The sequence below is a fragment of the Micromonospora sp. WMMA1363 genome, assembly GCF_030345795.1.
Taxonomy (GTDB): domain Bacteria; phylum Actinomycetota; class Actinomycetes; order Mycobacteriales; family Micromonosporaceae; genus Micromonospora.
The window spans coordinates 682,500-697,380 of record NZ_JAUALB010000001.1 but is presented as its reverse complement, the minus strand read 5'-3'; the positions used below and the strand labels follow the sequence as shown (position 1 = coordinate 697,380).

Here is a 14,881-nt window from a genome sequence, read left to right as displayed (position 1 = left end):
GGTCGGTCAGGGCCGGCGGAGGGTGCGGCTGATGCCGGCCAGCACCTTGCCGCGCTGCGGCACCAGATAGAAGTGGTTGCCGTCGAAGACGGTGAGGTCGAAGGCGCTACGGGTGTACTCCGCCCAGGCCGCCACCTCGTTGACCGGAGCCTCCGGGTCGGCGTCGCCGACCAGGGCGGAAATCGGCGTCCACAATAGCCCCTCGGAGGGACGGTAGCTCTCGATCAGCTGGTAGTCCGCCCGTAGCGTCGGCATCAGCGCCGACCGCAGCTGCGGGTTGTCCAGGGCGTCCTGATCGGTGCCGCCGAGCCGACGCAGCTCCGCCCAGAGAACGTCGTCCGGGCCGAGGTGCTTGCTGCCCGGCCGGTGGTAGCGCGGTGCGGGACGGCCGGAGACGAACAGGTGCGCCAGGGGCAGTTCCAGTCGCCGCTCCAGCCGGTGGGCGACCTCGTAGGCCACGGCGGCGCCCATGCTGTGACCGAACAGGGCAAGCGGCAGGTCGCGGCGGGGGGCGAGCACCGCGGCGACCAGGTCGGCCAGTACGCCCATGGACACCAGCGGGGGCTCGGCGATCCGGTCCAGCCGACCCGGGTACTGCACCGCCAGCAGCTCGATGTCGTCCGGCAGTTCAGCCGGCCAGGCACGGTAGAACGGCGCGCTGCCGGTGGCGTGCGGGAAGCAGACCAACCGAATCCGCGCCGTCGGACGCGGCCGGTGGCAGCGCAGCCACCGCCGGGCGGTCACGTCCACCGCGCTCATCAGCTCACCGCCGCGTCGCCGGCGGCCGCGAGCGCCTTCAGGTCGTCGACGCCGAGCATCCGGGGCGCGTCCGCCGTCAGCAGCTCGGGCGGGCCGAGGATCACCGTCAGCTCCTGCCACAGCTGGCAGAGGGTGAGGTGGTACTGCCCCTGCCGCAGCGGGTCCTCACCGCGCTCGACGGTGTCCCGTAGCATCCGCACCGCCCGTCGTACGCCCTCCGGCCAGGTGGTGCCGAAGACGGTGTCGTAGTGCGGCACCTCGGTCGGGCCGAATACGATCGCGCTGGGGGTGCTGGTGTCGCGTAGCCCGGCGAAGTGCGGGTCGGCGCCGATCCCGGCGACCTCCCGCGGAAAGTCGGGACGCGCCGTCCACACCGTCGGACCGTGGGTACCGACCAGGGAAAGGTTGCCGGCTTCGGTGCCGATGGTGACCCGGTGCATGAGGTGCGCGTAGTTGTCCGGGTCGGCCGGATCCATCTGGTTCTGCACCCGGAGGGTGATCGGCACGCCGGCCAGCACCCCGTCGAGGCTGCGGAACGGCAGGTCCAGACCGGTCGCGCCGGTCACCGCCGCCGGTAGCGGGGACAGATCGGTGAACCGCCAGGGCCGCACCCCACCGAGGGCCTGGCCGAGCAGGTCCAGCAGGGAGTACGCCAGCTGGAAGCCGCAGGCCGCGTCGATGTAGCGGGCCGGCTGTCGGCGCAGCAGTTCGCGGGCCGCGCCCAGGAACCGGCGCACCGGCGTGATGTGCCGGTAGAACGGGTTGAGTTGGTACACCACCGCGTGCCTGCGGGCCTGCCGGAGGCAGCGGGCCAACTCGTCGTGGTGCAGTGGGTGCTCCTGCAGCACGTGGATGCCCCGCGCCATCAGCTCCGTCGCCAGCTCGGAACCCCGCCCGCCGAGCAGCCCTCCACGGATCACCACGCAGGCGATGTCGATGTCGTCCGGCAGCTGGTCGACGCCGGTGTACAACGGCACTCCGTAGTGCTCGGCGCAGGCCCGAGACCGGTTGCTGCCGCCGGCGAGGACACCAGCGAGCTGGAACCCCGGATCGGCCTGCCGGAACGATTCCAGATAGACCTGACCGAACCGCGTGCCGCAGACGACCACACGGGTGGGGCGGTTCATATCACGTCCTCCTCGTAGGCGGCGTCGACGGAGTCGGCGACCACGGACGCGAGCGGCACCGCGGGCGCCGTCGCCAGCGCGGCGAAGGTGTCGGTCGGGTCGAGCGTCTCGGCGGCGTGGTGGACCCCCGGGGGCACCGCTCCGGTGAGTACCGCCCGCGCCGTCAGCGCGGCCATCGTGCCGGTGAGTTCACTGGCACCGGTGCCGCACACCGCGGCGGTCCGACCGCCGTCGGGACCGGCCAGCGTGACCACCACGTTCTGGTAGGGACGGTGCCCGAACACATCGAGTTCGGCGGCCCGGCAGAGCAGTTCGGCGGCTTCCCGGCGACCGGCGGCCCCCGGACGCGGCGCGGTCCGCAGCGCGGTCAGCACCCGGTCCCCGGCGAAGACCGAGTACCAGTCGAGCCGCCGCAGCCCCAGTGCGGAGGCGGCGCGGGCCGCCTCCGCACTGAGATACGGCTGCCCGGTGACCAGTTCGGGGAAGAACGGCACGGCGATGTCGCCGACCGGAGCCAGCGCGCCCCGCACCACCCGGCCGTCCCGCCACGCCGCGGACGGCCAGCCGAAGCTCGCGTCCGCCGCGACGTAGTCGATGGCGGCGGTGAGGGTGAACCGGTCCCGGCCGCCGACGTACCCGGCCAGCCGGTCGCCCTGCGGCAGTTGCGCGGCGAGTAGCCGGGGCAGCAGCCCGGACAGCCCGGGCATCATGCCCGCCGACACCACCGCGGCCCGGGTCCCGTCACCGGCGGTGAGCACGTGTGCCACCGTGTCGTACAGCGCGTCGTCGCCGGCGGCATCGACGTAGTCCGCCCCGGCATCGACGGCGGCCCGGGCGACGGTGTCGGTCAGGTCGATCGCGGGGCCGGCGCAGTTGAGCACCACCCGGGCGTCGGAGCAGAACCGGGCCAGCGCGGCCGGGTCCCGGGCGTCGACGGCCACACTCTCGACTCCGGCGACCGCCACCGGCCGCCGGGCCCCGGCCCGTAGCTGGCCGACATCCCAGGACCGCAGCAGGTCCAGGGCGGCCCGGCCGACCGCGCCGGAAGCACCGAGGACGGCGACGGCGGTCACCGGGTCGACTCCGGATCGGCGGCCGCGATGGCCGCCACGGCCTTCTCCCCCAGCACCGCCCGGTGGTCGCCGTCGACGTCGAGCTCCCGCACCTCGCCGAGGCACAGGTCGGACCAGAACTCCAGTTCGTCAGCGGAGTAGGGCACGTCACCGGTCGGTCGCAGCACGGTGATGTCACCGGCGTAGAGGGTCGGCTCGTAGCCGACGGTCGCGGCGAGCCGTGCGGCGAACCCCTCGCCGATCGGTGCGTCGCCGGTCTCCGCCCGATGGGCCTCGGTGGAGTCGGGCAGCGTCGACGGACGCCACGGGGAGATCAGCACCAGCTCCGCAACCTGCTGGCCGGCCTCGGTCAGCGACCGGGCCACCTCCAGTGCGAGGGTCGCGCCGAGGCCGTGCCCGACCAACCGGACCGCGGCGCAGCCGGCCCCGGTGATCGACCGGGCCTGTTCGGCCGCGGCCCGGGGCAGGTCGTCGAGTGGGCCCGCGGTCAGCCCGAACACCGGGCCGGTGGCCGCGAGGTGCGGCACCAACGCGGTGTACCCGTCGACGATGCCGTCGCAGCCCGGCACCAGCACCCACGGGACACCCGGGTTGGTGTCGTCCAGCATCGACAGCCCACCGCCCGGGGTCGTCGCCCCGGTGCCCGACCCGTCGGTCGCGGTGGTGGCCGCCGACTCGGCCTCGATGTGCCCGGCGAGGGCGGCGACGGTGGGCTGTTCCAGTACCTGACGCAGCACCTGGTCGAAGAAGAGGTCGGCGGCCTGCGGGATCTCGTTCAGGACCCGGCCGGTGATCTGCGCGGCGACCAGGGAGTCGCCCCCGAGTTCGAACAGGTTCTCCTCGCGGCCGACCCGCGGCACCCGCAACGCCTCGGCCCACACCGCCGCCAGCCCGCGCTCCAGGTCGCTGCCGGGTGCGCTGGACCCGGTGGTCGGCACCGGCTCCCGGCGGGGCAGGCGTCGCCGCAGCGCGGCCCGGTCGACCTTGCCGTTGGCGTTGAGCGGGAATGTGTCGACGATCTGCACCACCGCCGGGACCATGTACTCCGGCACCCGCTCGGCCAGGTGCGTGACGACGTCGTCGCGTGCGATCCGGACCCGGTCGGTCTTGAACTGGGCCGCCAGCACACACATACCCAGTTCGGCGATGAACCCGTCCGGCTCGGGCAGGCACAGCGGCTGGCTGGCGCCGGCCGCGCCGAGCACGTCCAGCCAGGTCTCCCGGCCGAGGAACACCTGCTCGGTGCCCTGCCGCAGATCGGTGAAGTCCGCGGTGGTCTCGTCCACCCGGACCAGCAACTCCAGCGACGTCATGATCTGGTGGTGGTCCCGGGTCATCTCACAGGCCACCAGCCACCCCTGTGGTGCGAGGACCGCCCGCAGCCTCGCCAGCGCCCGGCCCACGTCGGCGCTGGCGTGCAACACGTCGCCGGCGACGACCACGTCGAAGGAGTTCGGGGCCAGCCCCTGCGCCGCCAGGTCCTGGTCGACGTCGAGCGGTTGCAGGCGCAGGCCGGGGCGCTCGCCGAAGCGGGCGCTCAGCTCGTTGACGAAGAACGGGGACAGGTCGGTGGCGAGGTAGTCGACCTCGTTGCCGTCGAGCGCGGCGAGCACCGCGGCGGTGGTGCCGCCCGCCCCCGCTCCGATCTCCAGCACCCGCAGGGCACCCGGCTCGACTCGCTGTTCGGCGACCCGCCGAACCAGCGCGGCGGCCGCCTCGTTGGCCCACCGGTTGAACCGGGTCCGCTCGTACAGTCCCTGGGAGACGTCCACTTTGCCCTGCGGGAACAGCAACGTCAGTGGGTCGTCCTCGCCCCGCAACAACGCGGGCAGCTGGCCGGTGCTGGCGCGGAAGTACTCCAACAGCTCCGCGTCCTCGACGGTGGCGACCTCGTCGACGGCCCGCCACGCGGCACCGGTGTCCGCCGCCGCTCCGGTCTCGGTCAGCCCGTACCGGTCGTCGGTGTCGACGTCGAGCAGACCCGCGCCGGTGAGGGCCCGCAGCCACCGGCGGACCAGCCGGTGGTGGCGCGGCGCGACGCCGGCGGTGTCGAGGAGTTCGGCCCGAGTGTGCCGCTGACCGGCGACGAACAGACCCGCCGCGTGGAACGCGTCGAGCATGGCGGGCAGGGCGACCGCGTCCAGCCGGTGCGCGTACGCCAGGTACCGCGCGCGGTCGACGCCGTCGAGCGTGCCGTCGGCGTCGGCGCACGCCTGCGCACCGAGCTGCTGCGCGGCGGCGACCTCGAAGGCGGCCCGGGCGGCACTCACCGACCGGCTGGCCGGTTCGACGAACGCGGCGAGGCGCCGCTCCAGCGGGCTGTCCCCGTCCACCACCACCGCCGCGCCGGCGACGCCAGGATGTGCCCCGAGCGCGGTCTCGATCTCGGCCAGCTCGATCCGATAGCCGCGGATCTTGACCTGGAAGTCCTCCCGACCGAGGAACTCGATGGTCCCGTCGGGCAGGTAACGGCCCAGATCCCCGGTCCGGTACAGCGTCTCACCGGTCTCGGGGTGGGCGACGAACCGGTCGGCGGAGCGGGCCGAGTCGTTGAGGTAACCCAGTGCCAGCCCGACCCCGCCGATGTACAGCTCACCGGTGACCAGCTCGGGGCGGGGGCGCAGCGCGGAATCCAGCACGTGGAAGGTCTGGTTGGTCAGCGGGCGGCCGTACGGGATGCTGCGCCAATCCGGCTCGACCCGCTCGATCGGGTACCAGATCGACCAGATCGACGCCTCCGTCGCCCCGCCGAGGCTGACCACCCGCAGGCCCGGCACCCGCTGCCGGATCTGGTCGGGCAGAGTGACCGGGATCCAGTCGCCGGAGAGCATCGCCAGCCGCAGATCGGGAACCGTGGCCGCCGGCGCGGCTACCAGATAGTCGTGCAGCATCTGGAGCTGGGCGGGGACGGAGTTCCAGACGGTCACGGCGTGCGCCGCCGCCAGCTCCGCCCAGTGCGACGGGTCGCCGCGCCGCGGGGAGTCCGGCAGCACCACCGCGCCGCCGACCGACAGTGGGCCGAAGATGTCGTACACCGACAGGTCGAAGCCCAGGTTGGACAGACCGAGCACCCGGTCGTTCGGGCCGACGTCGAAGCGGGCGTTGATGTCGAGCACGGTGTTGAGCGCGCCACGGTGGTTGATCATGACGCCCTTGGGTGTTCCGGTGGAACCGGAGGTGTGGACGATGTAGGCCAGTTCCTCCGGATCCCCGGAGCCGTCCACCGGGCCGGGTTCGCCCGCCGGCAGCGTGTCGACCGCGAGCAGCCGGATCCCGTCGGCCCAGCCGCTCGGCTCGACCCAGGACTGGGTCAGGGCGCAGCGGACCCCGGCGGCCTCGAGGATGGTCCGTCGCCGGGCGGCCGGCTGCGAGGTGTCCACCGGGACGTAGACACAGCCGGCCAGCAGCGCGCCGAGTACCGCGACGACCTGCTCCCAGCCCCGGTCGGTGACGATTCCGACGAGTTCCTGCCGGCGGCATCCGGCGGCGGTCAACGCCTCGGCCACCCCGGCCGCCCGGTTGAGCAGCTCGGCGTAGCTCAGCGCATCGTCGGCGGTCACGACCGCCGGCCGGTCGGGAGTGCGCAACGCCTGCCGGACCACCCGGTCGTGCAGCATCCCGGCGGACAGCGGCGCGGTGGTGCGGTTGACCTCGGCGCGACGGTCGAGCTGCGCGCGGGGCGGTTCGGGGTGCCCGATGCCGGTCCACGCCGCGTCATCGGTGGCGAGACGGTGCAGCAGCCTGTCGTACGCGGCGAACATGTCCTCGACCAACCCGGGCGGGAAGACCTCCTCCCGGACGTCCCAGTTGGACACCAGACCGCCGTCCCGCTCGATGTTCTGGCAGTCGATCCAGACCTGCGGAGTCTGGCTGATCCCGTAGCCCAGCTCGCCCAGGGGGGCGCCACCGGCGGCCGACCCGGCGTCGGCGATGCCGATGGCGCTGGTGAACACGACCGGGAACAGCGCCGCTTCCGCGCCCTGCCGACGAGCGATCTCCCGCAACAACTCGATGCCGCTGAAGCTGCGGTGGTCCAGGTCCTCCCACAGTTGTGCCTGCAGGTCGCGGGCGCGCTCGTGGAAGGGCCGGGTCGGCTCGGCGTCGACCGCCAGCAGATCCACCGACGTGAAGTCGCCGACCAGGGCGTTGACCTGGGGGTGCAGCGGCATCCGGTTGAGCAGGGTGATGTCCAGGGTGAAGCGGGACCGGCGACTCCACGCGGCGATCGTGTCGGCGTAGGCGGCCAGCACCGCCCCGGACGGGCTGATCCCGTGGCGCCCGGCACGCTGGCGCAGCTGCGCCCAGGCGTCCGGCGAGATCCGGGTCTCCCAGCGGCGGAACCGGCCGTCGCTGTCGGCAGGGCGGGCCACCGTGGGCAGTTCCGGCGCGGCGGGCAGGTCGTCGACCCGGGCCAGCCACCACTGTTTGTCCCGTTCGTGGCGTGGGCCGCTGCGGGTGGCCCGTTCGGCCAGCTGGTAGTCCCGGAAGGTGATCTCCAACGGCGGCAGCGGCTCGTTCGGACGGTGGTACAGCCGGTGCAACTCGTCGAGAACGACCTGGACGCTGATGAAGTCGGCGATCAAAAAGTCGATCGACACGTGCAGGACGGCCCGGTCGTCGGCCGTGGTGATCCGGGCGGCGAACAACGGCCACCGGTCCGGGGTGTGCACGAGGTGGTCCATTTCGGCGCGGACAGCATTCAGCGCCGACTCCACCACCGCCGCGGGCCGACCCCTCAGGTCGATCACCGGCACCTCGAACGGGGGTACCTCGGGCAGCACCCGCTGCGCGCCGTCGGCCTCGACCACCGCGCGGAGCATGTCGTGCCGGTCGATCAGGGCACGCCAGGCCGTGGTCATCCGCTCCGGGTCGAGCGCCGGGTAGCTCAGCTCGCCGTAGCCGTGGCAGGCCACCCCGCCGTAGGCGAAGGTCTCCCCCGGCCGAGCAGGTACGCGGCCTGGACGTCGGTGACCGGGAACGGGTCGTGGCGGTGCTCCGGGTCGGGTACCAGGGTGACCGGGTCGGCAGCCGTGTCGAGATACGCGAGGATCTCGTCCCGCCGGGCGCGCAGCGCGTCGCGGCGCTCCGCGGTCATCACGCCCTGTGGGGCCCGAAACCTCAGCTGGCCGGCCTCGGACCAGACCCGGACCCCGGCGCTTTCCAGCTCCGCGAGCAGGTCACCGGCGGACGACTGACTCATAGGATGCCCTCCTCGAAGTCACCGGATTCCACCGCGGCGCGGTGGGCGTCGAAGACGTCGGCCAGTTGCGCCACCGTCGGCGCCAGGAACAGCTGCCGTAGGGACAGCTCCACGCCGTGCCGCCGCCGCAGTAGCTCCACCAGCCGGGTGGCCAGCAGGCTGTCACCACCGAGGGCGAAGAAGCTCTGCTGCCGGCCGACCCGGTCGCAGTCGAGCACCTCGGCCCAGATCTCGGCGATCAGCTTTTCGCTGTCACCACGCGGGGGTTCCTCCCGCTCCTCGTCCACGTCGGGGCCGAGGTGCGCGGTCAACGCCCGCCGGTCCACCTTGCCGTTGGCCGTGAGCGGCAGGGCGGACACCTCGTGCACCTGTTCCGGGACCATGTAGGACGGGACCCGCTCGGCCAGAAGCCCGACCAGCTCGGTGGTGTCGACCGCGGCACCGGCGGCGGGGACGACGGCCAGCGCCAGACGGCGGTGTCTGCCCTCGCCGACGGTCAGGGCGACGGCGCGGGCCACGGCGGGGTTCGCCTCGGCCGCCGCCTCGATCTCGCCCAGCTCGATCCGATGGCCGCGGATCTTCACCTGGAAGTCGACCCGGCCGAGGAACTCGAGGGTTCCGTCGGGCCAGTAGCAGCCCAGGTCCCCGGTGCGATACCAGCGGCCACCGTCGGCGTTGACGAACTGCCGCGCGGTGGTCTCCGGGTCGCCCCGGTAGCCGTGAGCCACGCCGGCGCCGCCGATCCACAGCTCGCCGGCCACCCAGTCGGGGCAGTCCCGACCGCGCGGGTCGACCACCCGGTAGCGCTGGTTACGCAGCGGCCGGCCGTACGGCACCGAACGCCAGTGCGCGGGCACCTCGCCGACCTCGCAGGCGTTGGACCAGATCGCCGCCTCGGTCGCGCCACCGAGGGCCACGAACCGCGCCTGGGGCTGGTGCCGACGCAGCCGGCCAGGCAGGTCCAACCCGACCCAGTCGCCGGAGAGCAACACCAGCCGCAGACCGGGCGGAAGCCCGTCGGCGTCCGCCGCGACCAGCAGCATGTCCAGCAGAGCCGGCACCGAGTTCCACAGGGTGACACCGGCCTCGCGGGCCTGGACGGCCCAGCTGCGGGCCTCCCGGCGGTCCTCGTCGGCGATCAGGACCACCGCCCCGCCGGCGGTGAGCAACCCGAAGATGTCGTAGACCGACAGGTCGAAGTCGAGCGAGGAGACGGCCAGGACCCGGTCCGCAGGGCCAACGTCGTACCGCCGGTTGATGTCGTCGACCGTGTTCAGCGCGGCCCGGTGGGTGATCTCGACGCCCTTCGGCTCACCGGTCGAACCCGAGGTGAAGATGGCGTACGCAAGGCGGTCGGGATCCACCGCGACCGGCGCCGGTAGCGGCGGGGCCGACGTGTCCGGCGCGAGCAGCGGGCGGGTGGTGCCAGGGTCGGCCTCGGCGATCACCACCCGGGCGTCGGCCCGGGCGTAGATCCGGCCCCGCCGGTCGGCCGGCTGGTCGACGCCGACCGGCACGTACAAGGCGCCGGCAGCCAGCGCGCCGAGCACCGCGGCGAGCTGGTCGACACCGCGCGGCAGGGTCACCGCGACCGCGTCACCGGGCCGCACGCCGTGGTCCCGCAGCGCCCCGGCGAGGCGTAGCGCCCGGTCGGCGAGGTCTCCGTAGCAGATCTCCGTGCCGTCGGCGGTAACCACCGCGACGGCCTCGGGGGCCTCGGCGGCGCGGGTGAAGAAGCCGGTGTGCAGCAGACCGTCCGGCATCGGCCCGGCCGTGTCGTTGGCCTCGGCGCGGGTCTGCCGCTGGGCCGCCGGCAACAACGGCGGCCCAGCCGTGTCCCACTCCGCCGTGGACAGCCAGCGCAGCAGGTCACGGTATGCGTCGAACATCGCGTCGAGCAGCCCCGCGGGGAACAGTTCCTCGACCGAGTCCCAGTTGTAGGTCAGGCCACCGTCGCGCTCCATCACCTGGTTGTCTAGCCACACCTGCGGGGTCTGGGAGATGCCCCAGACCAGCTCGCCGAAGGGGAACGACATCTCGCTCATTCCACCGGCCACGCCGAGCGCGCTGGTGAACACGACCGGCATGCTCACCGCGCCGCCCTGCTCGCGACGGGCGAGTTCCCGCAGCACCCACAGGGCGGAGACGGTGTCGTGGGCCATGCCCTCCCAGACCTGCTCCTGCATCCGCCGGACCACGTCGAGCCAGCGCTCCCCCGCCCCGGCGCGGTATCCGACCAGTAGCAGCGAGGTGAAGTCGCCGAGGATGTGGCCGATGTCGGGGTGCACGTCTCGCCGGTTGAACAGGGTGAAGTTGACCGTCAGCTCGGTGCGACCACTCCAGGCCGACAGCACCTCCGCGTACGCCGCCGCGAGGACGCTGGCGGGAGTCACCCCGTAACGGCGGGCCCGCTCGGTCAGCCGCCGCCACTGCTGCGGGTCGAGGCGGTCCTCCCGGCGGCGGAAACGCGGGGCGACCACGGTGGCCGGGTCCACGGCCAGCGGCAGCGGTGGGGCCGGCGGCAGGTCGTCGAGACGGTCCAGCCAGTACCGCTGGTCGGCGGCCACGGTCTCCTCGGCGGGGGCGGCCAGAACGTAGTCGCGGAAACCCACCCCGACCGGGCGCAGCTCGGCTGTGGGGTCGCGGTAGAGCGTCGTCAACTCGTCGAAGAAGATCACGATGCTGAGCGCGTCGAGCACGATGTAGTCGAAGCTGAAGCCGATGCGGACCCGCCCGTCGCCGTACCGCACCCCGCCGATTTCCAGCAGCGGCCAACGGCCCGGATCGGGGATCCGGTGGGCCAACTTCTCCCGGAGGCCACTCAGCGCCTCGTCGCCACCGTCGCGGACCTCGATGCGGAACCGGCCGACCTCCGGCAGCACCCGCTGGTCGCCGTCCTCGTCGAAGATCGCGCGAAGCATGTCGTGCCGCCGCACAAGGGTGTTGACGGCCGTCTCCAGCCGGTCGAGGTCGACGTCCGCGCCGTCGAACTCCCAGTACCAGTGCGAGCCGACCCCACCGAGAGCGAAGTCGCTGCTGCGCCCCAGCCAGTACGCCCGCTGCACGTCCGTCGGTGGGAACGGGTCGTGCCGGCGCGCCGGATCCGGGCGCAGCGCCGCCGGGGCGGGGCGGTCGGGCCGGCCTCGACGCAGGGTGGCCGCGAAGTCGCACAGCGCCGGTGTGGCGAACAGCTGCCGGAGGTCGGCCCCGACCAGCCCTGCCGTGGCGAGCAGCGACATCGACCGGATGGCGACGAGGCTGTCCCCGCCGGCGGCGAAGAAGGTCTGCCGGCGGCCGACCGCGGGCACGCCGAGCAGCTCGGCCCAGATCCGGGCGACCTCCCGCTCGATGTCGCCGACCGGTTCCTCAAGCGCCTCCGGCTCAGCCCGGGCGGCCTCGACGATCCGAGCCACCGCCCGCCGGTCGATCTTGGCGTTGGCCGACAGCGGCAGTTGGTCGGTCGGCACCACCTGTTCGGGCACCATGTACCCGGGCACCTGACCTGCCAGGAAGTCCCGCAGGTCAGGCGGGTCGACGTCGGCCGTGACGGTGACGGCGGCGGCCAGCCGCCGTGGCGTCCCGAGGGCCACCACGACCGCCCGGCGCACGTCCGGGTGCCGCTCCAGCGCCGCCTCGATCTCACCGAGTTCGACCCGGTGCCCGCGGATCTTCACCTGGGCGTCGGCGCGGCCGAGAAACTCCACCGTGCCGTCGGGGTGGCACCGGGCCAGGTCGCCGGTCCGGTACCAGCGCACCCCGTCGAGTTCGACGAACTGGCGCGCCGTGCGCTCCGGGTCGCCCCGGTAGCCGTGGGCCACCGACCGTCCGCCGATCCACAGCTCGCCGGTGACCCAGTCGGGCCGGTCCCGGCCGGCCGGGTCGACCACCCGCATGCGTTGGTTGGCGAGCGGCAGGCCGTACGGCACCGACCGCCAGGCCGGTGGTGTCGGTACCGGCACCACCTGGACGGTGGAGTGGATGGCGGTCTCCGTGGTGCCGCCGAGCGCCACCAGGGTGGCCGCCGGGGCCTGCTCGGTCAGCCGGCCGGCGAGGTCGAGACCGACCCAGTCACCGCCGAGCAGTGCCAGCCGCAGCGGGAGGCGGGTCCGGTCCGCCGGGGCCTCGGCGGACAGCAGCATGTCGAGCAACGCGGGAACGGACTGCCAGACGGTGACCCGGTGCCGCAGTACCAGCTCCCGCCAGCGCTGCGCGTCGCGTCGGTCCTCGTCGCCGACACAGACCACCGCGCCGCCGACGGAGAGCAGGGCGAAGATGTCGTAGACCGACAGGTCGAAGTCGAGAGAGGAGACGGCGAGTACCCGGTCCGCGGCGCCGACCTGGAATCGCCGGTTGATGTCGTCGATGGTGTTGACGGCCGCCCGGTGCGGCACCTGCACGCCCTTCGGCTCGCCGGTCGAGCCGGAGGTGAACAGCAGGTAGGCCAGGTCGTCCTCGCTGCCCGCCACGGGGGCGACCGGCGGGGTCGACAGGTCGGCGACGTCGACGACGCAGATGTCGGCCGGCAGCCCGGGCGGGGGCACGGCGGCCACCACGTGGCGTACTCCGGCAACCGCGTGGATCCGGTTGCGCCGGGCGGTGGGCTGGTCGACGCCGACGGGCACGTACACCCCGCCGGCACGCAGGACCGCCAGCACCGCGACGACCTGTCGCGGGCCCCTCTCGACGGTGACCGCCACCGGGTCGCCGCGGCGCACACCGTGCCCGACGAGGGCGGCGGCGACCCGGTCGGCCCATTCGGCGAGTTCGCCGTAGCTGAGCAGCCCGTCGGTGTCCCAGAGCAACGCGGCACGGTCGGGCTCGGCAGCGGCCCGGGAGAAGACGTCCTCGTGCAGCCGCCGAGGGCGTACCGCGCGGGCGGTGTCGTTGACCGTCGCGCGTACCTCGCGGGTGCGCGCGGACAGCAGGTCCGGGGGATCACCGGTCCAGTCCGCGTCGTCCAGCAGCCAGCCGAGCATCGTCAGGTACGCCTGGAACATCTGGCCGACCAGGCCGGGCGGGAAGAGCTCATCCGCCACGTCCCAGTTCAGGAACAGGCCGTGTTCCCGTTCGGTGACCTGCACGTCGAGCCAGACCTGCGGGGTCTGCGACATCGTCCACCCGGGGGTGCCGAAGCTCTGCCGGACCGGGCCGTCGAAGAGTTCGCCGAGGCTGAGCGCGCTGGTGAAGACGACCGGGGCGCCGACCGGTTCCTCGCCGCGCCGACGGGTCAGGTCGCGCAGCACGTCCACCCCGGTGTAGCCGGGGTGTGCCGCGTCGGTGCGCATCCGGTCCTGCACCGCGCGGGCGAAGTCCACGAACGAGTCACCCGCCGCGGTGTCCACCTCCAGCAGCAGCAGGTTGGTGAAGTCGCCGACCAGGTGCGCGACGTCCGGATGCACCGGCTGGCGGTCGTAGAGCGGTAGGTTGAGCAGGAAGCGCTCGGTGACGCTCCACCGGCCCAGTACGTGGCCGAACGCGGCCAGGAAGAGCACCGGCAGGGTGAGCCCGTACGAACGGGCCCGCTGGCTGAGCCGCTCGACCTGCGCCGGCTCCACCCAGTGGTGGTGTCGGACGACGCGCTGGCCGCTGACCTGCCGCGGGTCGACGGCCAGTGGCAGCTCGGGCGGTCCTGGCAGCTCGGGGAGCCGGGAGCGCCAGTGTTCCTGGTCGCGCTCCCGTTCGGCGCGACGGCGTTGGTGCAGGGTCGCCAGGTAACTGGGGTAGGTGATTCCGATCGCGGGCAGTGCCGCCTCGGGGTCCCGGTAGAGCCGGGCCAGGTCGGACATCAGGATACGGAAGCTGTGCGCGTCGGCCACCAGCATCTCGATGTGCACGTGGCAGCGGGTGCCGCCGTCGGGCAGCAGGGACAGCTGCACGTCGAAGACCTCACCACGGGCGACGTCGAGCCGCCGGTGGGACATCCGGTCCCGCAGACCGAGCAGGTACCGCTCGGCGGAATCGGCATCGTACCCGCGTAGGTCGTGCACGGTGAGGCCGGTCCAGGGGCTCTCGACGAGGATGTGTTGCTGTCCGTCGTCGTCGAACCGGGCACGCAGCATGTCGTGCCTGCGCATCAGTGCGCGGACGGCGTCCTGCAGCCGGGTCGGGTCCACGTCACGGCCGTCGAACTCGTTGTAGAAGTGCGCGCCGACGCCGCCGAGGGCCTGCCCGTCGCCGCGGCCGACCCAGTACGCGTGCTGCATCGGCGCCAGGTCGAACGGAGCATCGTCGTCGACGACCGCGACGTTCTCCGCCTCGGGTCCGCCGGGGTCGGGAGCACGCTCGGCGACCATCTGCCACCAGTCGTCGAGCGTTCGACCCTCGATCAGTTCCGCGAAACCCACCGGCACACCGCGCTGGTGCCACTGCCCGACCAGTCTCATCACGCCGATCGAGTCGAGGCCGAGTTGGAGCAGATCGGCATCGTCGGCGACGGTGTCGGGCGGTTCACCGAGGACCGCCGCGATGTCCTGGCGCATGCTGTCACGGCTGAAGGGTCGGGGGTGTTCGGCCTCAACGCCCAATCTGGGTCTCCCATGTCCGACGGAGCTGTTGCTTTTGCTCCCGCACGAGTGTGCCGACGCCAAAGTAACAGTGGCACAGAACCGAGTCCAGGCACGTAGAGTAGAAAGAACAATCTACTTACTATAAGCACCACACACGCCACGGATGTGGACAGCGACGTGGGGCGGCCGGCCGCGGCCGACGGAAAGGTGGCGCCG

At 73.0% G+C, this 14,881-nt stretch carries 4 protein-coding genes and 1 pseudogene; all 5 read right to left on the bottom strand.

Going from position 1 to position 14,881, the window contains the following annotated elements; genetic code table 11:
* Positions 1-6: 6 nt before the first annotated feature.
* The 5 genes and pseudogenes from QTQ03_RS03235 to QTQ03_RS03210 all read right to left on the bottom strand — a co-directional run bounded on the left by QTQ03_RS03235 (position 7) and on the right by QTQ03_RS03210 (position 14,638).
* The gene (locus tag QTQ03_RS03235) at positions 7-759 is read right to left on the bottom strand and encodes a thioesterase II family protein (protein WP_289276646.1); all 753 of its coding nucleotides are present in this window, start codon (positions 757-759) and stop codon (positions 7-9) included.
* Positions 759-1,886, bottom strand: a complete 1,128-nt coding sequence (locus QTQ03_RS03230; protein ID WP_289276645.1) for a Gfo/Idh/MocA family oxidoreductase — start codon at positions 1,884-1,886, stop codon at positions 759-761. Before QTQ03_RS03230 ends, QTQ03_RS03235 begins: the two co-directional genes overlap by 1 nt.
* Positions 1,883-2,959 carry a saccharopine dehydrogenase NADP-binding domain-containing protein gene (locus QTQ03_RS03225; protein ID WP_289276644.1) on the bottom strand — a complete coding sequence of 359 codons (1,077 nt, stop codon included), beginning with the start codon at positions 2,957-2,959 and terminating at the stop codon, positions 1,883-1,885. The genes QTQ03_RS03230 and QTQ03_RS03225 overlap by 4 nt, the downstream gene beginning before the upstream one ends.
* A pseudogene (locus QTQ03_RS03220) lies at positions 2,956-8,159 on the bottom strand (non-ribosomal peptide synthetase). Before QTQ03_RS03220 ends, QTQ03_RS03225 begins: the two are co-directional and overlap by 4 nt.
* Positions 8,156-14,638, bottom strand: a complete 6,483-nt coding sequence (locus QTQ03_RS03210; protein WP_289276641.1) for a non-ribosomal peptide synthetase — start codon at positions 14,636-14,638, stop codon at positions 8,156-8,158. The pseudogene QTQ03_RS03220 and the gene QTQ03_RS03210 overlap by 4 nt, the downstream one beginning before the upstream one ends.
* Between the last annotated feature and the right edge of the window lie 243 nt (positions 14,639-14,881).

Bases quoted from the DNA above. Each gene is read 5' to 3' on its own strand.
- QTQ03_RS03235 (WP_289276646.1), bottom strand. From the start codon at position 759: ATGAGCGCGGTGGACGTGACCGCCCGGCGGTGGCTGCGCTGCCACCGG.
- QTQ03_RS03230 (WP_289276645.1), bottom strand. From the start codon at position 1,886: ATGAACCGCCCCACCCGTGTGGTCGTCTGCGGCACGCGGTTCGGTCAG.
- QTQ03_RS03210 (WP_289276641.1), bottom strand. From the start codon at position 14,638: ATGCGCCAGGACATCGCGGCGGTCCTCGGTGAACCGCCCGACACCGTC.